The following is a 21,004-nucleotide window of genomic DNA, read 5'->3' as shown; positions in this document are numbered from 1 at the left end:
AAGAGGTGAACATATATGAAAATGAAACCCCCAGTAGAAAAAAACGAATACTACGACGTGACATTTGAAGATTTAACGCACGAAGGAGCGGGCGTCGCAAAGGTGCAGGGCTTCCCGATCTTCGTGCCAAACGCCCTGCCTGAGGAAAAAGCGCAAATCAAAGTGACACGTGTCAAAAAAGGCTTCGCTTTCGGCCGCTTGATTGAGTTGAAGGAAGAAAGCCCGCACAGAACGGATGCCCCGTGCCCGATCTACAAACAATGCGGCGGCTGCCAGCTTCAGCACATGACCTATGAAGGCCAGCTCATGTTTAAACAGAAACAAGTCAAAGACGTCTTAGAACGGATCGGCAAGCTGGACCTCTCAAGAGTCACCGTGCACCCGACGCTCGGCATGGAAGACCCGTGGAACTACAGAAACAAAGCGCAGGTGCCGGTAGGAGAACGGGAAGGCGGACTCGTCGCCGGATTCTATCAGCAAAGAAGCCATGACATCATCGACATGAGCGCCTGCCTGATCCAGCAATCCAAAAACGACGAAGCCGTTCAAGCCGTCAAAGACATTTGCGCCAAATACGGTGTCAAAGCCTATAACGAAGAACGCCACAAAGGCTGGCTCCGCCACATCATGGTCAGATACGGTGTTGTTACGGGCGAAATGATGATCGTCTTCATCACAAGAACAAACGATTTCCCGCACAAAGCGAAGATCATCGAAGACATCGCAGCGCAATTCCCGCACGTCAAATCCATCGTGCAAAACATCAACCCAAACAAAACAAACGTCATCTTCGGAAATGAAACAAACGTCATCTGGGGCGAAGAATACATCTACGACCTCATCGGAGACGTCAAATTCGCCATCTCCGCCAGATCGTTCTACCAGGTCAACCCGGAGCAGACAAAAGTGCTCTACGACAAAGCGCTTGAGTACGCGGAGCTGAAAGGCGAAGAAACCGTCATCGACGCCTACTGTGGCATTGGCACGATTTCATTGTTTTTGGCGAAGCAGGCGAAAAAAGTGTACGGCGTAGAGATTGTGCCAGAAGCAATTGAAGACGCCAAACGGAATGCTGAATTAAACGGCATCACAAACGCAGAGTTCGCGGTTGGAGAAGCGGAGACCGTGATTCCGAAATGGTATGAGGAGGGCATCACGGCCGATACGCTAGTCGTCGATCCGCCGAGAAAAGGCTGCGACGAAGCACTCCTGCGGACGATTGTGGAGATGAAACCGAAGCGGGTGGTGTATGTGTCGTGTAATCCTGGCACGCTTGCGAGAGACCTGCGGGTGCTTGAGGATGGCGGGTATGTGACGCGAGAAGTGCAGCCTGTGGATATGTTTCCGCATACGAATCATGTGGAGTGCTGTGCGTTGATAAAATTAAAAGAATAAATAGTCAAAAATCTATGCTGATGGAACTGTTGGTTCTCTAAAACGATAATTGATTTCAATGGTTCCATTTGCATGTACTTCTATTTCATCTACTAACAAATGAAGCATTTCGGGGGTAAGTGTACCTTCCTTCATGAATTTATCTAAGCTCTTTTTAAAATCAATTATTTCTTTTTCAATCTTTTGAAATTCTAGGTCCTTAGATAGTTGGTGAAGGGTAGTTTCAAAATTTGAAATATCTTCATTGGTGATATTTATGGCTAATTGGTAATCTTCTTTAGATATAACACCATTAGCAAGAGAGATAACTAAATTGGATTTATCTCTCTTTTTATCGTTTAATTTTTCATTAATTTCGATTATCTTAGATTCGATTTTTTCTTTGTACTTTAACGCTTTTTCACTTAATTCTTTAAAATAATTTTCCTTACTGAATTTCAAATATATCTTATTTAGGTTGGTTATTACTTTATCAGTTAAATCTATTTCACTTACGTAATGATCACTACATGCTTTTAAACCATGTTTATTATAACTTCCACAAACATAACCTTTTCGATTCTTTTTAAAATGCATTGACCTCCTGCAATCTTTGCAAACCGCAGTATTTGTAAAGAGATGTACTTCAGCTTGAGGTCTCCTTCTTTTTCTAGTTATTAAAATCTCTTGTACAATAAGAAAGTCTTCTAAAGGTATGATTGGTTCGTGGCTTTTTTCAATAATTATTTGGTTTTCTAGGTTAACTGACCTTCTTCTTTTACTGGTAACACTCGGTCTATATTCTCTACATTGTTGTAGTGTCCCAGTATAGTGAGGATTTTCGAGAATTTTTCTTATTGAAGATCCGTGCCATTTGTCAGTAGCGTTCTTTTTGCGGGCAAGCTGCGAGGGACTAGTGACCCCTTCGTTATACAATCCCCTTGCTATTGCATCAAAGCCTTTTCCAGCAATATATTCTGAAAAGATTCTAATATTTACTATTTTCTCTGCGTTTGCTGAATTTGAGAGAGATATGATTGTAGAACGAACTCAAGAAGGTAAAATGTTGGCCAAGCAGAATCCGGATTTCCGAGAAGGAAGACCCAAAAAGTTCACAAAGCAGCAAATCAATCATGCATTAACATTACTAGAAAATCATTCGTATAAACAAGTTGAAGATATGACTGGGATATCAGTTTCTACACTTGTAAGAGCTAAAAAGAAGAAAGCTGCTGAAGCTATAAATGGATAAATATTGTGAATTAATTATTCAATATCTTGAGAAATTTTTATAAAAGTAATCAAAAGTTTAATGGGGGAAACGAAATGGCGCTCATTGATTTAGAAGATAAAATTGCTGAAATAGTGAATCGAGAAGATCATTCAGATTTCTTGTATGAATTACTCGGTGTATATGATGTTCCACGAGCTACAATTACGCGCTTGAAAAAAGGAAATCAAAACCTTACAAAACGGGTTGGTGAAGTACACTTAAAGAATAAGGTGTGGTTTAAGGAGGCTAAGAAAGGAAAGCTCTTTGACGCCCTTATTGATATAGAACAACAAGTTGAATATCTTTCAGCTAAGCCACGATATTTATTAGTTACTGACTATGATGGAGTATTAGCGAAAGATACAAAAACATTAGAGGCTCTTGATGTTAAATTTGAAGAACTTCCTCAGTATTTCGATTTCTTCCTTGCTTGGAAAGGTATTGAGAAAGTAGAGTTTGAAAAGGAAAACCCCGCTGATATTAAAGCAGCCGAACGTTTTGCACGGATATATGATGTACTTCGTAAAGAAAACAATATTATTGAGACTAATAGAGGGTTAGATTTATTTCTTATTCGTTTACTGTTTTGTTTTTTCGCAGAAGATACTGACATCTTCAAACGAAATAGTTTTACGAATTTAATTAAGACTTTGACTGAAGAAGATGGTTCAAATCTAAATAAATTATTTGCTGATTTATTTATCGTGTTAGATAAAAATGAACGAGACGATGTTCCATCTTATTTAAAAGAGTTTCCGTATGTAAATGGCCAGTTGTTTACTGAACCACATACAGAGTTTGAATTTTCTGCCAAATCCAGAAAGTTAATTATTGAGTGCGGTGAATTATTAAACTGGGCTAAAATCAATCCTGATATCTTTGGTTCAATGATTCAAGCTGTTGCTTCTGAAGAAAGCCGTAGTTATTTAGGTATGCACTACACAAGTGTCCCCAATATAATGAAGGTTATTAAACCGCTTTTCCTAGATAAACTTAATCAGTCTTTTTTAGATGCATACGATGATTATACAAAACTTGAAAATCTTCTAACACGAATCGGCAAAATTAAATTCTTTGATCCTGCATGTGGTTCAGGGAACTTTTTGATTATTACCTACAAAGAATTACGGCGTATGGAAATCAATATTATAAAACGACTTCAAGAACTCTTGGGAGAGTATCTTTATGTACCTTCAGTAACTTTATCTCAATTTTACGGAATAGAGATTGAAGATTTTGCACATGACGTTGCAAAATTATCACTTTGGATTGCTGAACATCAAATGAATGAAGAATTAAAAAATGAAGTTCATAATGCAGTACGCCCAACGTTACCACTTCATACAGCAGGGGATATTCGTTGTGCAAATGCTATTAGGGTTGAGTGGACTGAGGTTTGTCCCGCACAAGGATCTGAAGAAGTATATGTTTTTGGTAATCCACCGTATCTTGGTTCAAAAAAACAAAACAAAGAACATAAATCTGATATGTTATCAATTTTTGGAAAAGTCAAGAATGGTAAAATGCTTGATTATATTTCTGCTTGGTTTTACTTTGGTGCTAAATACGCTTCAACTACAAATGCAAAAGTTGCCTTTGTATCAACAAATTCAGTTACTCAAGGGGAACAGGTTTCTATCTTATGGAATGAGTTATTTAAGTTTGGAATTCAAATCAATTTTGCCTATAAATCTTTTAAATGGGCGAATAATGCTAAAAATAATGCTGCGGTAATTGTTGTGATTGTAGGTTTTGGCCCGTTAGATACCAAAGTAAACAAGTATTTATTTGTTGATGAAACGAAAAAGCTAGTTTCTAACATTAGTCCCTATTTAACTGATGGTGAAAATATTCTTGTTTCTTCTAGGACGAAGCCAATTTCAGACTTACCCAAACTGCATTTTGGGAACATGCCTAATGATGGCGGAGGATTACTCTTTACCATTACGGAATATACAGACGCAATCAATAAGTATCCTGAATTAGTTCCCTATTTTAAAAAGTTTATAGGTTCAGTAGAGTTTATTAATGGTGGTTTACGGTATTGTTTATGGCTTAATGAAGCAAAATATGAAAAAATAAAGTCTAATCCTCTAATACAAGAAAGAATCTCAATTTCAAAAAATCACAGGGAAAAATCAACAGATAAAGGAACGAATAAACTTGCATTAACTCCGTGGAAGTTTAGAGATACTCATGAAACAACTAATTATTCCATTGTTGTTCCATCTGTGTCTTCTGAAAATAGATTTTATATTCCAATGGGATTAGCAGGTGCAGATACAATTTTGTCAAATCTAATTTATGTAATTTACGATGCAGAAATTTACCTTCTAGGCATTTTGATGTCACGGATGCATATGACTTGGGTAAAAGCTGTAGCCGGAAGATTAAAAACTGACTATAGGTACTCTGCAGGTTTATGTTATAACACTTTCCCTATTCCTGAATTATCAACAAGAAGGAAGAATGAAATTGAAGAAGCAATTCTTGAAATTCTTGATCTTCGTGAAGAGCAGGGTGGTACATTAGCAGAGCTTTATAACCCTTCAACAATGCCAATTGAATTAAAAGTAGCACATGAAAAGTTGGATGGAATTGTAGAAAGAGCGTATCGTCAAAAACAATTTGAATCTGATGAAGAACGCTTAGAAGTATTGCTTAAATTGTATCAAGAAATGACAGAACGGTAGGTGTAAGGTGTATGGAAAATATAATTGAAATTAATTATAACCAAACTGGTAAAAGTAAGAAAACAAATGAATACGGTATGCGTGAAATGCAGGCAAGAGCTTTTGAAAAACGTAACTCACAATATCTCTTAGTTAAAGCACCGCCAGCTTCTGGGAAATCTAGAGCTTTAATGTTTATTGGTTTGGATAAGCTCATAAATCAAGGTTTGAGGAAAGTGATTGTTGCTGTACCTGAACGCTCTATAGGTTCTTCATTTAAAAATACGGATTTAAAAAGTTATGGTTTCTTTGAAAATTGGAAAGTTGATCCTAGAAATAATTTAACTGTTGGCGGAGATAACTCTAAGGTTAAATCTTTTGTTCGTTTTATGGAATCGGACGATCAGGTGTTAATATGTACGCACTCTACTTTGCGATTTGCGTTTGAAAAAATTGATGATAAAGCATTTGATAATTGTTTACTTGCAATAGATGAATTTCACCATGTATCGGCAGATGTCAATTCTCGATTAGGTGAATTGTTAAGAAGTATTATTCATAATTCATCAGCACATATTGTAGCGATGACTGGGTCGTATTTCCGTGGAGATTCTGTACCAATTTTATTACCAGAAGATGAGGAATTATTTGACAAGGTAACTTATTCCTATTATGAACAACTTGATGGATATGAATATCTAAAGGGATTTGGTATAGGATATCACTTCTATCAAGGCCAGTACACATCAGCTATTAATGAAGTATTGGATACAAATAAGAAAACAATCGTTCATATTCCAAATGTAAACTCAGGGGAATCGACAAAGGATAAGTACGATGAAGTTGGTAAGATACTTGATATGATTGGTGAAGTTGAATATCAAGATGATGATACTGGAATTATTTATGTTAAGCGACATTCTGACGGTAAAACATTGAAAATTGCAGATTTAGTAGATGACCAAGTTGGAAGAGAAAATGTCGTTGCGTATTTGCGTAATATTGAAGCCCTAGACGATTTAGATATAATTATTGCTCTTGGTATGGCGAAAGAGGGCTTTGACTGGCCGTTTTGTGAACATACTTTGACAGTTGGTTATCGTGGCTCACTTACAGAAATAGTACAAATAATTGGGCGCTGTACACGTGATAGTTACAATAAAACCTATGCTCAATTTACCAACCTAATCGCAATGCCTGATGCAAAGGATGAAGTAGTGACTTATACAGTGAATACAATGCTTAAAGCTATTTCTGCCTCACTTTTGATGGAGCAGGTCCTTACACCTGACTTTAAATTTAAACGTAGAAGAAATGAAAGTGAAAAATCTTCTACTACAGGAGAATTATTCGTTAAGGGATTGAAAGAACCATCAACAGAAAATGTCAAAAAGATTATTGAAAATGATATTAATGATTTAAAAGCAAAAATCATGCAAGATTCACAAGTCCAAAAAACATTTAGTGGAGAAGTAGATCCCAAAGTATTGAACAAAGTGTTGATTCCGAAAGTTATTCAAAAAGTATATCCAAATTTATCAGATGAGGAAATTGAGGAAGTTAGACAGCACGTTGTTCTAGATACAGTTATGAAAGGTGCTAAGTCTGAAGTTGTAGGAAGTAAAGAATTTATAAGAATGGCAGATAAGTTTATAAACATTGAGGATTTAGATATCAATCTGATTGATTCCATCAATCCGTTCCAAAAAGCATTTGAGGTTCTATCGAAAGAATTGAACTCACCAGTGCTAAAACTGATTCAGGAAACTATTGATGCAAAACGTATTAATTTTGATGAAGATGAACTAGTATTCATATGGCCAAAGGTTGAGGAATTTTATCGTTCAACTGGTAGAAGACCTGATTCAAAATCTGAAGACCCACTTGAAAGGCGTATGGGTGAAGCTGTATTATACATGCAAGAGCTTAGGAGGAAACGTGAAAATGGCAAGTAATAGATACCATTCTATTAATGAAATCATGGAAAGTCAGCTGTTTTACCAAATCACAACACCACCTAAGAAAACACAAAAAGCCCAGTATGATCCTGAAGTTGAAAAGTTTTTGGAGATTATTGAATTCGTCAAAGAAAATGGGCGAGAACCCCAAAAAGTCCCTACTGATTTAACTGAAAGAAGTTTAGCAAGTCGATTAATTGGGATTCGGAAAGATCCTGATCGTATGGAATATTTGAAAGAGTATGATGAAATTGGATTACTTGAAGTAAGATCGAAGGAACTAACAATTCCTAAAATTTCTTCAATTGATGATATTCTAAAAAGTGGCTCATCTGCATTATTAGGTGATAATTTAAATAATGATATAACTAGGTCAATTTTTGATACAAGTTCACTTCAAAAGGTTACGACAATGCCTGAATACGTTGCAAAGCGTAAAAAAATAAAAGATTTTGGAAAGTTTGAAGAGCTATTCAAGAAGTGCCACAAGGAAATTACAGAGGGTAAACGAAAAATTTTAACTTTCAAAAATGAACAAGACATACAGTCAAATAGTTTTTATATATTAAAAGGAGTTCTTCTTTATGTTGAAGATGTGGGAGAACGTAAAAAAGCAAAGGGAAAAACCAATGCTAGACTTCGATGTATATTTGAAAATGGAACGGAATCAGATATGTTACTACGTTCCTTATCAGCGGAGTTATATAAACATGGTAGACGTGTGACCGACAATGAAGATACATTGTTGGATAATGTTAGAGAAGATGATGTTTCGACTGGCTTTATTTACGTACTAAAATCTTTGAGTACAGATCCGCAAATTAGTTCCATTAAGAATTTATATAAGATCGGTTTTACAACTGGTTCAGTAGAAAATAGAATCAGGAATGCAGAAAATCAATCAACTTATCTTTATGCTCCAGTAGAAATTGTAACCACATATCAAGTGTTCAATATGAATGCTAGCAAATTTGAGACGGCAATCCATCATGCGCTAGCAAATAATAATTTGGATGTTTCTATTTTGGGGGCAAATGGAAAGATGTTAGTTCCTAAAGAGTGGTTCGTTGTCACACTTGAAGATTTACAAGCTGTAATAGATGAGATTGTGATGATGGTTCATCTTTATGACTAAATTAGTATATTAGGATTTTAGTATTAATAATAATTTTATAGTAGACTATGAAAAAATTTGATGCCATAACAATAACTTGTTCCGCTTTGGAGTTTGTCACAATTGTAGAATTATGTGTTGCGAGTATTAATAGGAAGGGGTTGAGCGACCGCAAAAAAAAATTTTCGGTGCTGTCCGCAAAAGGGAGTTTGGGTGTTTTGCGTTATATTTGGTTGTGTGAAGGTTAGCGGAAACTCAATTCGTGAAGTTAGGATTGCGGTTATTACGACTGAGTAGTTTCGTCATACTCTTTTAGCAGTTTTTCTGTCTTATGCATTTCTTTGAGCATCGGATTCATGTAGTCGTTAGCTGATTCTAGATATGCTCTCGTCAGAGTGTCTAGTTTATTTCTAACTTTAGAGAGGTCTTCTTCGAATTTTCCATCCGATGATTGAAGGATAAATTCTTTTGCCTCTTCATATCTTTTTAATATGTTTTTCACCATTGGAGGTGGATTCTTTTGATTTATTGTTTTTATTACAGTGATTGTTAAATTTATTTGTTTTATTAATTCTTTTCTTACTGTCAAGGTGATGCTCCTTTTAAATCTCTATTCTATTTGAGAGTTGCTATATCTGTTTAATGGTTTGATAGACTACTCATCTTTATAATTTAGAGCAATTTTTACAACTTGTTCCGCTGTGTAATCTTCATTGCTCCAGAAAATTAAATCACTTGGTGCCGGATAAGGAACATTTTTCTCTAATAAATCGAGATATTCACTGACTTTCTCATCATCTAATGTTGGGTTCATTAATTCCTTTACAAGAAAGATCAACTCTTCTTTTGTCAGTTTATCCATTGTTTACCCTCCAATAGATTGTATCTCCATTGATTTTACAAATGACTTTATTTCTTCTGATAATGTTATAGGTTGTTTGCATAATGATAGATAATTGTCTTGAGAAAAGTTAGTCTCATTATAGAGTTTATTAATTGTATTTATAACAATATATTCATATGGAAAACCTCTAAAATATCTTTATTTTAGATTGGTTTATAAAAAATAGCTCAGCAGAGTAGGGCTGAGCCATTTTTTAATTATAGACCGAGGTAACTAATTACAAATTCTTTATCATCCTCATCTTCAGGCAAAATACCAAGGTTTTTATATTCCCATATTGCGATTCTTTCATATCCATCTAATTCTGAGGCTAAAATATCATCATAATTATAATCTAATTGGAATTCTCCGCTACGATCCAATGTTAGTGTAAGGTTAGTCCAAACATCATCGTTATTATTTCTGTGTTCAGTTCTTAATTCTTCAAAAAGTTCTCTTAGTTCTCTTAACAACGTCTTGAAAATATCCTTGCTTACGTTGTAATGGCTAGGTATATCTTGTGAATAAATAATTTGATTATTTTCTGGTGTTCTGAAATGAAAAAGAACCATTGTGGAATCATCTAATACTTCTGCATAAAGATATATCTTTGTCCATTCACCAGGTATGATGTCATTGAGTTTTTCTCCAATAAGTTGATACAAATCTTGCATCTTCCTAGTTTCCATTCTTCTAACCCCCAGGCTGATTTTTAATAGAGACGCTTATTTCTTTTCTGCTCCCAATTTTGTAGGTTACATCGAAATATGATGGTCTAAGTGAATCCCCAGAATAGACTGGTTCTATTTGAACTGCTACTTTTTTAGGTGGTTTTTTGCTTAGGGCTTTTGCCCACTCCTGCTCCATCTCATACCATTTCCCGCCGCTCCTATTAATCTGAGAATTCATCGGCACGATATTGTCAAACTGGCCTGAGCCTTTGAATTGGGTGGCGATTAAATGGCCTCCGTCGTCATCTGTCAGCCGGTCTGGTTTACCTGCTTTAGACTGTGCATATTGGTTACGTTTTGCTTCTCCCAGCTGCAAGTCTGCTTTGACACTTGTAATTCTACCATAGTTGTCAGTGGTGTACGTGTAGCCTTCTTTTGTTTTATAGACAACATTCGGCTTCAGCACTTTCTTTCTGCTCCATTTTGCGTAATGCTCGCCGTATTTGACGGTTACTGGCGGTACATGTGGCGCTGGAGTTCGTCTTCCGCTTGCTGAGGTTCCGTATGGTTTCGGCAGGATGACTTTGGCGAATTTCTGCAGTCCTTCTTTTAGTGTAACCCCGTTGACTGCGTTGTAAGGTACTCCCGCCGGCGTAAGTCATGACGGGGATGATACGGGAGAATATCCGCAAGTGTGAAATCTCCGATTTGATTTAACTTGGTTTTGACGTGTTTTTTTGATACTTCAATGCCTGTGTTTACCTTTTGTTTAATCTGATCAACGGTTTGTTTTGAGACCGTTATGGCTTTTTGGGCTGTTGCTGATTTGCCTGCTGCTGTTTTGACTTTGGTCGTCACTTTGGCAGCTGTGCCTGTTTTAGAGACGGCGCCAACACCTTTTGTGCCGACAATTGATGTGACAACAGTGCCCACCGCATATGAGACCCATCTGGCTCGTGAGTAGGTGTCACCATTCACCATGTCTTTTTGGTATGATTCTTCGATTGCTGCTGAAATGGCTTCATACGTTTTGATCGGGTGAGCCACTGCTCCTGTAATGGCTTCAACGGTTCCGCCTGGATCTGTGACCATATCCCACAGGCCTGTGACCGCGTCTTTTCCTGAATCGTAAAGACCGACGGCAACCCCTTTGAAGCCTGCTTCAAGTTCACGCGTGTTTTCAATTTGGGTAAAGTATCTTTGCTGTTCTGCTGTCAGATTTTCATAGCCGATCGTTTTTGCCATTGTGTAAAATTCATCGGCATCCGCATAATCGTAGTTTTTCAGTCTTTCTTTCAGTTTTTCAATCTCGCGTTCCTTCGCTTCCTCTTTCTTAATCTTCAAGTAAGCATTCGTCCGCTTTTCAATATCGCCTTTTTTCTTATGTATGTCACTCTCACGATACGCCTTGGCGTTGTAGTGGATAGGTGTGGCGTTTTTGCCTTTGCCCGTTGCTTCTTGGAGCTTTTGGAAGTCGGACTTGATGAATTGTTCGTTTGGTTCTGACAGGGCGTATTCTGTCTTCAGGTCTTCGTCCAAGGTGTCCAATTTTTCCAGTGTTTTTTTGCGTTTGTCGTTGGCATCGGCCAGCTCGTCTTTGAAGGTTTCTGTTGAAAAAAGGTCGAGCGGGAGGATGTTGTCGATATCGTTCAGGATGTCTTTCATTGCTTTTTTCTGTTCGGACATGATGGATTTCGATTTTTGGTGGGCATTTTCCAGCTCGTGCTCCAGGAAGGATTCTTCGATGTATGCGTCTGAGAGGCCTTTGTCTTCGACGGCTCCGGCGATGCTGTTGAAAAATGCGATTTTCATGTCGATGTAGTCGATCCATTGGTCGGTGACACCGACATGGTCGTGATAGAAGGCTTTGATGTTGCTGGCGCCTTTTCCTGAAAATTCGCTGTCACTGAGATCAGCGACGCTTTTTAAGGCTTTTCTCAAATTGACCATTTGCGTTCTTAGTTCTTTGTACTCTTTTGCACGGTCTGTCGCTTCCGAAAGCAGTGTTTTCGCTTCAAATACTTTCATGACCATTTCCCTTCTTTTGTTCGCTCAATATCAAAATTTTACCACGGTGCGGGATCAGGGTGGGGGTGAGAACGTGTTTCAGTGGAAAAACGAGTCATTTGGCATGTGTCTTTATTCATGGAGGGATTGTGTAAACATAGTCGAAATGATTATTGATAGACAGTTATTAAAGGAGCGTTTTGATGAAGAAAAAACGCATTACATTTTGTTTATTAGGGTTAATGATATGCATCATCCTGTTTGCTCTATATATTCAGTTACATAATAAAAGCAATATTCCTGTCAAAGCTTCCGCCATTCATCCCGAAGAAGACCGTATCTTTTTTATTTACTCCAATCCTCTCATAAAAGAAAGCACGCTGCTCTCAACCTCAACAGGCGAAAGATTTAATAGGCGCACGTTCAAGGTAGCGGATGTGCCTTACATTCAAACAAAATCTGTCGCATCCACAGACATTGTATTACTAGCGGAGCACGAGTCTTTTTATTACACGCTGGAGAAGGATGTCATAAAAAAGCATCCGCTATCAAATCCATTTTCTTTCTGGTATGAGGGGAAGGATGTCTCTGTTAAGGCCTATAACGTTGATATAACGGGGAATGATATCTGCATAAACGACAGAAAAACGAAAAAGGAATATAGCCTCACCTTGCCTTCGCTTGTCACGATGGGGTCGAGTGACGGGAATTATATTTATGTCATTCAAGGCATGGCAATTTACGTGATTGACAGAAACACAGAGGAAATCATTGAGACTCTAAGTTTAGCCTCGTATGGGGATACATTCGCAGATTCAGCCGATTTTATTGTCGCGAGCTCGGAGCATGAACTGACTGTGATTGAAAAAGGAACATGGAAGACAACATATAAACCGTATCCTGATGATCTTGAATATGCTGATACCGTGTACTATGACAAAGAGAGCGGCAGTTTTTACGTTACGTATCAAGACAAAGAGGGGAAAGCTCACTTGCTGGAATATGGGAAGGATTTTTCTTTTCATACATACGACTTGAAATTCCCTTATACGGAGGGGAAGTTTAAGGGGAATCAACTGTATGTTGTTGCCCAGGAAGAGCATAAAAAGGGCATTGGCGGGTACGTGGGTGTGTTTGATATCCATTCTAAGAAGATGCTTTATCAGTTTGATTTGCCTGAGGAACAAGTGAAAGTTCAGGATTTTGTTGTGGTGTATGATCAGTGAAAACGTATATGAAAAAAGAATGACACGGGACCCTTGCATGGGGTCTTTTTTTGCTGAAGAAAACAAATTGACAGGATGAAAAAACAATTTCTTCCTGTTGTCTTGTTTTCAAAATTTGGGATTGATAGAATATGACATATCTTACAGAGAGGGAGGGAAGCGAGTGAAGCAAGCCATACCATCTTCGCGTGTTGGTGTTAAGATTAATGAATGGTACAAGATGATTCGCCAGTTCAGTGTTCCGGATGCTGAGGTTCTGAAAGCGGAGGTGGAGCAGGACATTCAGCAGATGGAAGAGGATCAGGATTTGCTGATCTATTATTCTCTGATGTGTTTTCGGCACCAGCTGATGCTGGATTATTTGGAGCCGAGACAAACTTACGGGAATCGTCCTACAGTGACAGAGCTTTTAGAAACGATTGAAGCCCCTCAGAAAAAACTCACAGGTCTTTTGAAATACTACTCTTTGTTTTTCCGCGGCATGTATGAATTTGATCAGAAAGAATATGTTGAAGCGATTGGATATTACCGTGAGGCGGAGAAGGAGCTTCCGTTTGTAACAGATGAAATCGAGAAAGCGGAATTTCATTTTAAAGTGGCAGAAGCATACTACAATATGAAACAAACCCATGTGTCGATGCATCATATCCTGCAAGCCTTAGACATTTATCAAGATCATCCGTTATATAGCATGAGAAGAATACAAAGCTTGTTTATCGTAGCGGGAAATTATGATGACTTCAGATGCTATGATAAAGCGCTCCCGCATTTAAGAAAGGCGCTGGAACTGGCAATGGACATTCAAAACGCCCGGTTCATTGGCATCTCTTTATTGAACATCGCCAACAGTTATGACAGGTCACGAAGATATGATTTGGCAATTGAGCACTTCCAAAAAGCGGCGAAAGTAAGCAGAGAAACGGTCCCTGACTTGCTGCCGAAAGTCTTATTTGGGTTAAGCTGGACATTATGTAAAGCTGGACAAAAACAGCAGGCGTTTCAGTTTATAGATGAAGGCTTAGAACATATCAAAAAATATCCTAGTATGCTTCACCATAAATACTATAAAGAATTGTATACGTTCTTACAGGCGGTGTACAAAGATGTTATGGATGAAGACAGGATTCATGATGTATTGAGCTGCTTTGAAGAAAAGAAGCTGCACGCCTATGTGGAAGCATGTGCCCAAAGTGCGGCATCTGTATTTGAAAGCCGCTGTCATTTTGAAGATGCTGCTGTGCTTTACCGAAAAGTGCTGCAAGCACAAGAAGATATTCAAAAAGGGGAGTGTCTATATGAATATTAAGAACAAAGTAATGGTATGTCTTGGTGTAACACTTATTTTTGGCGGCAGCCTGTCTTTTCCTTTCTTGACAAACTCCGGCGGTGTTAAGGAATCAACGGATCGAAACACGACGTATATCGATCATTCTCCTCACAATGACATGACTGATCAGGATAAGAAAGCCCTTAGCTAGGGCTTTTTTCTTGCTTTATTGGAAGTTCGTGTCGTCTCGTACTTTTAAACTACCGCATTCCTTCTATTTCTAACGCAAGACACTCGAAACAACCAAAGCATTTGAGGTATAATGGTTAAAGTGAATAACAGTATTTAGATTGATATATATGAAAGAGAGTGGAACATCATGGGCCGTAAGTGGAACAATATTAAAGAGAAGAAGGCGTCTAAGGACGCAAATACGAGTCGGGTTTACGCAAAGTTTGGCCGAGAGATTTATGTGGCGGCGAAGCAGGGCGAGCCTGATCCGGAATCTAATCAGGCGCTGAAGGTTGTGCTTGAGCGCGCGAAGACTTACAGCGTGCCAAAAAATATCATTGAACGTGCGATCGAGAAGGCGAAGGGCGGAGCGGAAGAAAATTATGATGAGCTTCGTTATGAGGGCTTCGGGCCGAACGGATCAATGATTATCGTTGATGCGCTGACGAATAATGTGAACCGTACGGCGCCGGAAGTGCGTGCGGCGTTCGGAAAAAATGGCGGAAACATGGGTGTGAGCGGATCTGTTGCTTACATGTTTGACGCGACGGCTGTTATTGGTGTGGAAGGCAAAACGGCTGATGAAGCGCTTGAAATTCTCATGGAAGCGGATGTCGATGTCCGCGATATTTTAGAAGAGGATGACAGCGTGATCGTCTATGCGGAGCCGGATCAATTCCATGCAGTGCAGGAGGCATTTAAAAACGCGGGCGTTGAGGAATTTACGGTAGCGGAGCTGACCATGCTTGCGCAAAGTGAAGTGACACTTCCTGAGGACGCGAAAGAACAGTTCGAAAAGCTGATTGACGCGTTAGAGGACTTGGAAGACGTTCAGCAGGTGTATCATAACGTAGATCTTGGTGAATAAAAAAGGAGCAGACTGTCATGGTCTGCTTTTTTTATTGTCCGGGAAATTGTTTTATCCGTTTATAGGCAGGTGTCTATACGATCTGTAAGACCTTCTCATACGCTGGACTGTAACCTATGTGAAGGAGAGATTGGATATGACTGATACAAGACACTTCTGCTGCGGACCCGGTTTTGGCGCTTACTCAGGCTATGGTGCAGGCGGTCCGGGATTCGGCATGTACGGAGGCGCGGGCTATCCGGGCCATGGCATGTATACAGGGATGGGCCATCCAGGTTATGGAGGCGCGGGCTATCCGGGCCATGGCATGTATACAGGGATGGGCCATCCAGGTTATGGAGGCGCAGGCTACCCGGGTTATGGCATGTCTGGAGGATTCGGCGGCTACCCAAGCGGAGGCTATCCGAGCTACGGAATGCACCATGATAATGATGGACACCACCACCACTACCCTGATGGAAATTACGGACACCATCAGGATGGAAATTACGGACATCATCAGGACAGTAATTATGGGCATCATCAGGACAGTAATTATGGGCATCATCATGATGGTAACTACGGGCACCATCACCACCAAATGGGGCACTGGGGAAAAGACGGTCATAAATAAAAAGCGTGGAGAACGGACACTCTTGCTGATCAAGGGTGTTTTTTTGTTTTTCTTGACTGTTCAGTCTGGAAAAGGTAATATCTTCTTGCAGGAGGTGATATTCGTTTGGGTAGGAATAAAGAATTCGATACCGCGCTTGTTTTGCGCAGAGCGATAGAGGTTTTTGGAGAGTATGGCTACGAAGGCACGTCGCTGCAAGAGCTGCTTTCTCATTTAGGCATTGCGCGCCAGAGTTTGTACGATACGTATGGAACGAAGCGGGATCTGTTTTTGTCCGCTGTGAAAACGTATCTTGAGGGAAAAAACGCGGCTGTTGTGAAAAGGCTTGAGGCACCGGGCTCTGTCAAGGAAGCCATTCGTGATATTTTTCAGGAGGGTGTGAATGTCCTGAAAGATCCTGAACGTTCAAAGGCGTGCTTTATCATCAACAGCGCTATTGAACAAATCCCGCATGATTCGGACCTTGCCCGGTACTTTGAAGGACAGACGAAACAGCTTGAGACGGCCTTTTATCAGGCGCTGAGAAGGGCACAGGCTGAAGGAGAATTGAAGGAGCATCTTGATATATCGGCCCTCGCCCGTTATTTTAACCAGAGCCGGCTGTCTCTGACGTTTATCGCTAAGGTTTCTGCTGATTTTGACCAGCTTCAGAATTATGTTGAAGTGAGTTTATCTGTACTTGATTAACTTTTTTTGATAAAGGGTGCTTTGCCCTTTGATGCAATTTTCGGACTGAATGGTCTAAAATAAAACGAGGTGATGATCCATGATGATGACGGAATACGAAAAAGCATGTGACACACTGAATCAATTTATGCAATATATGCTTGAAAAGGATATGGAGCGCTGGACAGAGCTGTGGGATGAACATGCTGTGTTGGAGTTTCCCTATGCGCCAGAGGGATTTCCGGAAAGAATTGAAGGGAAGGCGGCCATTTACGATTATATTAAGGATTTTCCTGATAACATTCATATTTCTGCGTTTACTGCTCCGACAGTGTATCGCTCGGCTGATACAAACACGATCATTGCGGAGTTTCAATGTGAAGGCTATGCGATCGCGACTGGGCTGCCTTACCGGCAAACCTATATCAGTGTGATTGAAACGAAGGACGGCAGCATTTTGCATTATAAGGATTATTGGAATCCGCTTATCGTCAATGAGACATTTGGAGAAACATTTGTACAAACAGAGGAGGATGAAAAATGATGAGTCACGATCAGATTCTGATAACGGGAGGAACCGGCACAACAGGGAGCCGGATTGCTAAACGGTTAATTGAGCAGGGTTACAGCGTTCGCATCGCGAGCAGGAAAAAGGGCGAGATTAGCAATGCGGAGTATGTATATTTTGATTGGAAGGATGAGTCCAGCTTTACGCCTGCATTGGAGCGGGTGAAACGGATTTACCTCGTTGCACCGGTTGGTGTGTTTGATCCGTCTCCTTATGTGCTTCCATTTTTAAAGGAAGCAAAGCGGCTCGGTGCTGAACGTGTGGTGATGCTCAGCGCGTCCGCTGTTCCTGAGGATGGTCCTGTGTTTGGGGCATTGCATCGTGCAGTACGCGGGTTTCCGGAATGGGCGGTGCTGCGGCCGTCATACTTCATGCAAAACTTCATCAATGTCCAGCATCGCATGTCCATTCAAACTGAGGGGCAGATCATCACGGCGGCGGGTGAGGGAAAACTTGGTTTTATTGATGCTGATGATATTGCGGAAACAGGAGTGCGTGCTTTGATTGACAGTGTGCCTCATAATACTCATCATATTCTGACGGGACCTGAGGCGCTGAGCTACGCTGAAGCGGCGGAGATCATCGGAGCCGCGGCGGGACGTCCGGTGACGCATGTCAGCATGTCTTCTTCCGAACTGCAAAACAGGATGGAAACAGCAGGTTTACCTGCGGATTACGCCCGCTTTATGGCGGAATTAGATGAAGCGATCCGCCATGGTGCCGAACATCGGGTGACGGATACAGTGAAGCGTGTGACGGGAAAAGAGCCCCGCTCGTTGGATGAGTTTGCGGCTGATCACGCTTCGTACTGGACGCGCTGATCTCATTTTGGACTGAACAGTCTAGAAAGACCTTCGGCTTTGCCGAAGGTCTTCTTTTTATCTATTGAGTTTAAAAAGGCTTGCCGCGTTTTCGGTGCCGATTTTGAATCTGACGGAGGTTCTCGATGATTTAATCCAGCAGGTTAAGCCTGATACGCCGGTAGAACCGGTCAGTATGGATGAGGATCATCCGCCTGTTTTATTTGTGAAGCTCTTTGAGTACATCCATGAACACGCCGAGTACTTTCAAGTGATGCTGAGTGACAGAGGGCTTCCTCAATTCAGAAGTCTGATGGCGGAATTCGTTCAGAAACGAATTTACGAAGAATTGCTTTCATCCATTGAAGAATCTGAGAAACAGCTTCAGATCCGAAAGAGATACTGGTCAGCTATATCACCTCCGCCCATATCGGGGTGATTTGTTCCTGGCTGGAAAGCGGCATGAAGTACAGTCCTTTATGTATGGCGAATCAATTAACACGTTTAACGCTTTTGGGACCTCTCCGGATCGCGGGTATAGAAAAACAAATCAAGCTTCCTTATTAAGATTTTTGTCATAACGACGCCCCCTGCCTCATACCTATTAAGGTCATTGTTTTTGAGAAAGGAGGAGCCAAAATGAAGGATATGCAGCCGTTTACACCTGTTAAATCATACACGCCCTTTCACAGCCGTTTTGATCCCTGTCCGCCCATAGGGAAGAAATATTACAGAACGCCGCCTAACCTCTATATGACCTTTCAGCCTGAGCATATGGAGCAGTTTTCGCCGATGGAGGCTTTAAGGAAAGGCACCCTTTGGAAGGATCTCTATGATTTTTATGAAAATCCTTATCGAGGGGGAGACACACATGACAAAAAAGGTTGATGCGGAATATTACCGCCAGCTTGAGCAGATTCAAGCAGCGGATTTTGTGCTTGTTGAGCTGAGTCTGTATTTAGATACACATCCTGATGATGAAGACGCACTGAAGCAATTTAATCAATATTCCGGTTATTCGAGGCACTTAAAAAGACAGTTCGAATCATCTTACGGACCGCTTTTGCAGTTCGGAAACAGCCCCGCGGGCGAGGATTGGGATTGGGGAAAAGGGCCTTGGCCGTGGCAAGTATAAGGAGGAATGCCTGAATGTGGGTGTATGAAAAGAAGCTGCAATATCCTGTCAAGGTCAGCACGTGCAATCCGACGCTGGCGAAGTATTTGATTGAGCAATATGGCGGAGCGGACGGCGAGCTGGCCGCGGCTCTCCGGTATTTGAACCAGCGTTATACCATTCCTGATAAGGTCATCGGCCTTTTAACAGATATCGGCACGGAGGAGTTTGCCCATCTGGAAATGATTGCGACGATGGTGTATAAGCTGACGAAAGATGCGACGCCGGAGCAGCTGCGTGAAGCCGGGCTTGGCGATCATTACGCGAATCATGACGGCGCGCTTTTTTATCACAATGCGGCGGGGGTGCCTTTTACGGCAAGCTATATTCAGGCGAAGGGCGATCCGATTGCGGATTTATATGAAGATATCGCAGCAGAAGAAAAAGCGCGTGCGACGTATCAGTGGCTGATTGATATTTCGGATGATCCTGATTTGAACGATTCTCTGCGGTTTTTGCGTGAACGTGAAATTGTGCATTCTATGCGCTTCAGGGAAGCGGTTGAGATTTTAAAAGAAGAACGGGATAAGAAGAAACTCTTTTAACAGGCAGCGGGGGCTCCCTTTATGCGTCCTTTTACATACAGACAAAATATTCTGTTTTTTTGTCGTTTGCTTGCATTATAATGAAGGTATGCATGTAAGTTTAGTTTTGATCGGGGGGCCTTTATGACATCTTTTAAGATTACGAAAGAAACTGTCGCAAATGATTTTCACGCCGGCCCGGCAGATCGTGAGGATGCAGAGCAAATAACGGGACTGCTCGTCCGTACGGCTGAATGGCTGCGGGACCGGGGCTCTGACCAATGGAGCGGGCTGCTGGAGGGGCATGACTCACATGATATTGTTGGTTCGATTGAAAGCGGACATGTGTTTGTGTTCCAGAAAGATCAAGAGCTGGCCGGTGTAGTGATGCTTCTGCCTGAGCCGAGCGAGTGGGACAGAACGCTTTGGGGAGGCGAGGGGCACGAAGAGTCCATTTATTTGCACCGTCTGGCGGTCAGCCGCCGGTTTGCGGGGAATGGGCTTGGGGCCGAGATTCTCACATGGACGGAGACAGGTGTTGAGTATCCGGGGAAGAAGCGGATCCGTCTTGACTGTGTTGCTGATAACGACGCCTTGCATTCCTTCTACCGGAGAATGGGATATGAATTCAAGGGTTCAGATGCCTCGGGGTTTCATTTGTTTGAGAAAGAACTGAACAAGTCAGAATAAGCGTCCTTTTTAGGGGGCTTTTTTGCCTTTTTGAAAAGGGAGGACAGGGCGGATGATCTTTTTTTATGTGATGGCCATTGCGACGGCTTGTATTTCCGCTTGTGTCTCCATTTTTCTGCGGTTGAGGATGCCGCAAAATAAATGGCCGGAATGGATACTGGGTGGGCTGCTTGCTCTCGGTATGATCACAATTTGGTGCAGCATCTTTTTTATCGGCGGCTGGGATGGCATGGCGCTGGGCATGCTTGGGATTCATGTGATAGTCGGAGCGTTTGCCGGGTACTTGATCGAGACGGTGTTCCGGCTGTTGAAAAGGCAAATCAGGAGAAGGTAAGACATGTGCCGTCTCAAATGATGTCGAATTTTTTACGGGGCGGCAGGAATTTTCTTTCGAGTGGAGAAATACATATTACTTTATAATGAAA

23 protein-coding genes and 2 pseudogenes are annotated in these 21,004 nt (G+C 40.9%); 20 read left to right on the top strand and 5 right to left on the bottom strand.

The features are described 5' to 3' along the window. Positions 1-15 precede the first annotated feature (15 nt). Positions 16-1,395 carry a 23S rRNA (uracil(1939)-C(5))-methyltransferase RlmD gene (gene rlmD / locus M1D69_RS17590; RefSeq protein ID WP_458105350.1) on the top strand — a complete coding sequence of 460 codons (1,380 nt, stop codon included), beginning with the start codon at positions 16-18 and terminating at the stop codon, positions 1,393-1,395. Positions 1,396-1,407: 12 nt separating this feature from the next. Here rlmD and M1D69_RS17585 read toward each other — a convergent pair whose 3' ends face one another. Beyond that, positions 1,408-2,310, bottom strand: a complete 903-nt coding sequence (locus M1D69_RS17585) for a recombinase family protein (protein ID WP_003233891.1) — start codon at positions 2,308-2,310, stop codon at positions 1,408-1,410. Between the two features lie 52 nt (positions 2,311-2,362). On the opposite strand from M1D69_RS17585, the pseudogene M1D69_RS17580 reads away from it, so the two are divergent. The 4 genes and pseudogenes from M1D69_RS17580 to M1D69_RS17565 all read left to right on the top strand — a co-directional run. Beyond that, positions 2,363-2,626: pseudogene (locus M1D69_RS17580) on the top strand (recombinase family protein); the annotation flags it as partial. 74 nt (positions 2,627-2,700) lie between these two features. Further along, on the top strand, positions 2,701-5,340 hold the full coding sequence (locus M1D69_RS17575; RefSeq protein WP_458105351.1) for a class I SAM-dependent DNA methyltransferase: 2,640 nt from the start codon (positions 2,701-2,703) through the stop codon (positions 5,338-5,340). Positions 5,341-5,351: 11 nt separating this feature from the next. Next, positions 5,352-7,274, top strand: a complete 1,923-nt coding sequence (locus tag M1D69_RS17570; protein ID WP_019712797.1) for a DEAD/DEAH box helicase — start codon at positions 5,352-5,354, stop codon at positions 7,272-7,274. Beyond that, positions 7,264-8,412 carry a GIY-YIG nuclease family protein gene (locus M1D69_RS17565; RefSeq protein WP_003244035.1) on the top strand — a complete coding sequence of 383 codons (1,149 nt, stop codon included), beginning with the start codon at positions 7,264-7,266 and terminating at the stop codon, positions 8,410-8,412. The genes M1D69_RS17570 and M1D69_RS17565 overlap by 11 nt, the downstream gene beginning before the upstream one ends. A 262-nt stretch (positions 8,413-8,674) precedes the next feature. Here M1D69_RS17565 and M1D69_RS17560 read toward each other — a convergent pair whose 3' ends face one another. The 4 genes and pseudogenes from M1D69_RS17560 to yeeF all read right to left on the bottom strand — a co-directional run bounded on the left by M1D69_RS17560 (position 8,675) and on the right by yeeF (position 11,973). Continuing rightward, on the bottom strand, positions 8,675-8,980 hold the full coding sequence (locus M1D69_RS17560) for a hypothetical protein (protein WP_458105352.1): 306 nt from the start codon (positions 8,978-8,980) through the stop codon (positions 8,675-8,677). A gap of 66 nt (positions 8,981-9,046) precedes the next feature. Then, a complete protein-coding gene (locus tag M1D69_RS17555) occupies positions 9,047-9,253 on the bottom strand; it encodes a bacteriocin immunity protein (protein WP_003233877.1) in 207 nt (68 codons plus the stop codon). A 239-nt stretch (positions 9,254-9,492) separates the two neighbouring features. After that, positions 9,493-9,948: a TIGR01741 family protein gene (locus tag M1D69_RS17550; protein ID WP_010886434.1), complete on the bottom strand. Its 456-nt coding sequence runs from the start codon at positions 9,946-9,948 to the stop codon at positions 9,493-9,495. 19 nt (positions 9,949-9,967) lie between these two features. Beyond that, positions 9,968-11,973, bottom strand: a pseudogene (yeeF, locus tag M1D69_RS17545) (LXG family T7SS effector deoxyribonuclease toxin YeeF). Positions 11,974-12,155: 182 nt separating this feature from the next. On the opposite strand from yeeF, the gene M1D69_RS17540 reads away from it, so the two are divergent. From M1D69_RS17540 to M1D69_RS17470, 15 genes are all read left to right on the top strand, one after another. Continuing rightward, the gene (locus M1D69_RS17540) at positions 12,156-13,178 is read left to right on the top strand and encodes a hypothetical protein (RefSeq protein WP_458105353.1); all 1,023 of its coding nucleotides are present in this window, start codon (positions 12,156-12,158) and stop codon (positions 13,176-13,178) included. Positions 13,179-13,341: 163 nt separating this feature from the next. Beyond that, a complete protein-coding gene (locus M1D69_RS17535) occupies positions 13,342-14,484 on the top strand; it encodes a response regulator aspartate phosphatase (protein ID WP_458105354.1) in 1,143 nt (380 codons plus the stop codon). Continuing rightward, a complete protein-coding gene (locus tag M1D69_RS17530) occupies positions 14,474-14,656 on the top strand; it encodes a phosphatase RapH inhibitor (protein ID WP_458105355.1) in 183 nt (60 codons plus the stop codon). The genes M1D69_RS17535 and M1D69_RS17530 overlap by 11 nt, the downstream gene beginning before the upstream one ends. 168 nt (positions 14,657-14,824) lie before the next feature. Further along, positions 14,825-15,544 carry a YebC/PmpR family DNA-binding transcriptional regulator gene (locus M1D69_RS17525; RefSeq protein ID WP_010333282.1) on the top strand — a complete coding sequence of 240 codons (720 nt, stop codon included), beginning with the start codon at positions 14,825-14,827 and terminating at the stop codon, positions 15,542-15,544. A gap of 136 nt (positions 15,545-15,680) precedes the next feature. After that, positions 15,681-16,157: a spore coat protein gene (locus M1D69_RS17520; RefSeq protein WP_458105356.1), complete on the top strand. Its 477-nt coding sequence runs from the start codon at positions 15,681-15,683 to the stop codon at positions 16,155-16,157. A 105-nt stretch (positions 16,158-16,262) separates the two neighbouring features. Further along, positions 16,263-16,844, top strand: coding sequence for a TetR/AcrR family transcriptional regulator (locus M1D69_RS17515; protein WP_458105357.1), 582 nt, complete (start codon positions 16,263-16,265; stop codon positions 16,842-16,844). A 79-nt stretch (positions 16,845-16,923) separates the two neighbouring features. Further along, positions 16,924-17,367, top strand: coding sequence for a nuclear transport factor 2 family protein (locus M1D69_RS17510; protein WP_458105358.1), 444 nt, complete (start codon positions 16,924-16,926; stop codon positions 17,365-17,367). After that, the gene (locus M1D69_RS17505) at positions 17,364-18,212 is read left to right on the top strand and encodes an NmrA family NAD(P)-binding protein (RefSeq protein ID WP_458105359.1); all 849 of its coding nucleotides are present in this window, start codon (positions 17,364-17,366) and stop codon (positions 18,210-18,212) included. Before M1D69_RS17510 ends, M1D69_RS17505 begins: the two co-directional genes overlap by 4 nt. A gap of 64 nt (positions 18,213-18,276) precedes the next feature. Next, positions 18,277-18,630: a TetR-like C-terminal domain-containing protein gene (locus M1D69_RS17500; RefSeq protein ID WP_458105360.1), complete on the top strand. Its 354-nt coding sequence runs from the start codon at positions 18,277-18,279 to the stop codon at positions 18,628-18,630. Further along, positions 18,627-18,758, top strand: coding sequence for a TetR-like C-terminal domain-containing protein (locus tag M1D69_RS17495; protein ID WP_458105361.1), 132 nt, complete (start codon positions 18,627-18,629; stop codon positions 18,756-18,758). The genes M1D69_RS17500 and M1D69_RS17495 overlap by 4 nt, the downstream gene beginning before the upstream one ends. Before the next feature lie 72 nt (positions 18,759-18,830). After that, positions 18,831-19,079 carry a spore coat-associated protein CotJA gene (gene cotJA, locus M1D69_RS17490; RefSeq protein WP_024120488.1) on the top strand — a complete coding sequence of 83 codons (249 nt, stop codon included), beginning with the start codon at positions 18,831-18,833 and terminating at the stop codon, positions 19,077-19,079. After that, positions 19,063-19,326, top strand: a complete 264-nt coding sequence (cotJB, locus tag M1D69_RS17485; RefSeq protein ID WP_044163490.1) for a spore coat protein CotJB — start codon at positions 19,063-19,065, stop codon at positions 19,324-19,326. The genes cotJA and cotJB overlap by 17 nt, the downstream gene beginning before the upstream one ends. 14 nt (positions 19,327-19,340) lie before the next feature. Continuing rightward, entirely contained in the window at positions 19,341-19,910 is a 570-nt protein-coding gene (gene cotJC / locus M1D69_RS17480; RefSeq protein ID WP_024120490.1) for a spore coat protein CotJC, read from the top strand. 123 nt (positions 19,911-20,033) lie between these two features. Beyond that, positions 20,034-20,579 (top strand): GNAT family N-acetyltransferase, encoded by a 546-nt coding sequence (locus M1D69_RS17475; protein WP_458105362.1) that lies wholly within the window; start codon positions 20,034-20,036, stop codon positions 20,577-20,579. Positions 20,580-20,631: 52 nt separating this feature from the next. Next, positions 20,632-20,913 (top strand): YesK-like family protein, encoded by a 282-nt coding sequence (locus tag M1D69_RS17470; protein ID WP_458105363.1) that lies wholly within the window; start codon positions 20,632-20,634, stop codon positions 20,911-20,913. Positions 20,914-21,004: the final 91 nt, after the last annotated feature.

It is taken from the genome of Bacillus sp. PK3-037, from assembly GCF_054161355.1.
Note: the sequence above shows the minus strand (reverse complement) of the source record. Positions and strands in the feature narration are given on the sequence as shown.

Bases quoted from the DNA above. Each gene is read 5' to 3' on its own strand.
- M1D69_RS17470 (WP_458105363.1), top strand. From the start codon at position 20,632: ATGATCTTTTTTTATGTGATGGCCATTGCGACGGCTTGTATTTCCGCT.
- M1D69_RS17520 (WP_458105356.1), top strand. From the start codon at position 15,681: ATGACTGATACAAGACACTTCTGCTGCGGACCCGGTTTTGGCGCTTAC.
- M1D69_RS17565 (WP_003244035.1), top strand. From the start codon at position 7,264: ATGGCAAGTAATAGATACCATTCTATTAATGAAATCATGGAAAGTCAG.
- M1D69_RS17505 (WP_458105359.1), top strand. From the start codon at position 17,364: ATGATGAGTCACGATCAGATTCTGATAACGGGAGGAACCGGCACAACA.
- M1D69_RS17525 (WP_010333282.1), top strand. From the start codon at position 14,825: ATGGGCCGTAAGTGGAACAATATTAAAGAGAAGAAGGCGTCTAAGGAC.
- M1D69_RS17550 (WP_010886434.1), bottom strand. From the start codon at position 9,948: ATGCAAGATTTGTATCAACTTATTGGAGAAAAACTCAATGACATCATA.
- cotJB (WP_044163490.1), top strand. From the start codon at position 19,063: ATGACAAAAAAGGTTGATGCGGAATATTACCGCCAGCTTGAGCAGATT.
- M1D69_RS17510 (WP_458105358.1), top strand. From the start codon at position 16,924: ATGATGATGACGGAATACGAAAAAGCATGTGACACACTGAATCAATTT.
- M1D69_RS17475 (WP_458105362.1), top strand. From the start codon at position 20,034: ATGACATCTTTTAAGATTACGAAAGAAACTGTCGCAAATGATTTTCAC.
- M1D69_RS17555 (WP_003233877.1), bottom strand. From the start codon at position 9,253: ATGGATAAACTGACAAAAGAAGAGTTGATCTTTCTTGTAAAGGAATTA.
- rlmD (WP_458105350.1), top strand. From the start codon at position 16: ATGAAAATGAAACCCCCAGTAGAAAAAAACGAATACTACGACGTGACA.
- M1D69_RS17575 (WP_458105351.1), top strand. From the start codon at position 2,701: ATGGCGCTCATTGATTTAGAAGATAAAATTGCTGAAATAGTGAATCGA.
- cotJA (WP_024120488.1), top strand. From the start codon at position 18,831: ATGAAGGATATGCAGCCGTTTACACCTGTTAAATCATACACGCCCTTT.
- M1D69_RS17570 (WP_019712797.1), top strand. From the start codon at position 5,352: ATGGAAAATATAATTGAAATTAATTATAACCAAACTGGTAAAAGTAAG.
- M1D69_RS17540 (WP_458105353.1), top strand. From the start codon at position 12,156: ATGAAGAAAAAACGCATTACATTTTGTTTATTAGGGTTAATGATATGC.
- cotJC (WP_024120490.1), top strand. From the start codon at position 19,341: ATGTGGGTGTATGAAAAGAAGCTGCAATATCCTGTCAAGGTCAGCACG.
- M1D69_RS17530 (WP_458105355.1), top strand. From the start codon at position 14,474: ATGAATATTAAGAACAAAGTAATGGTATGTCTTGGTGTAACACTTATT.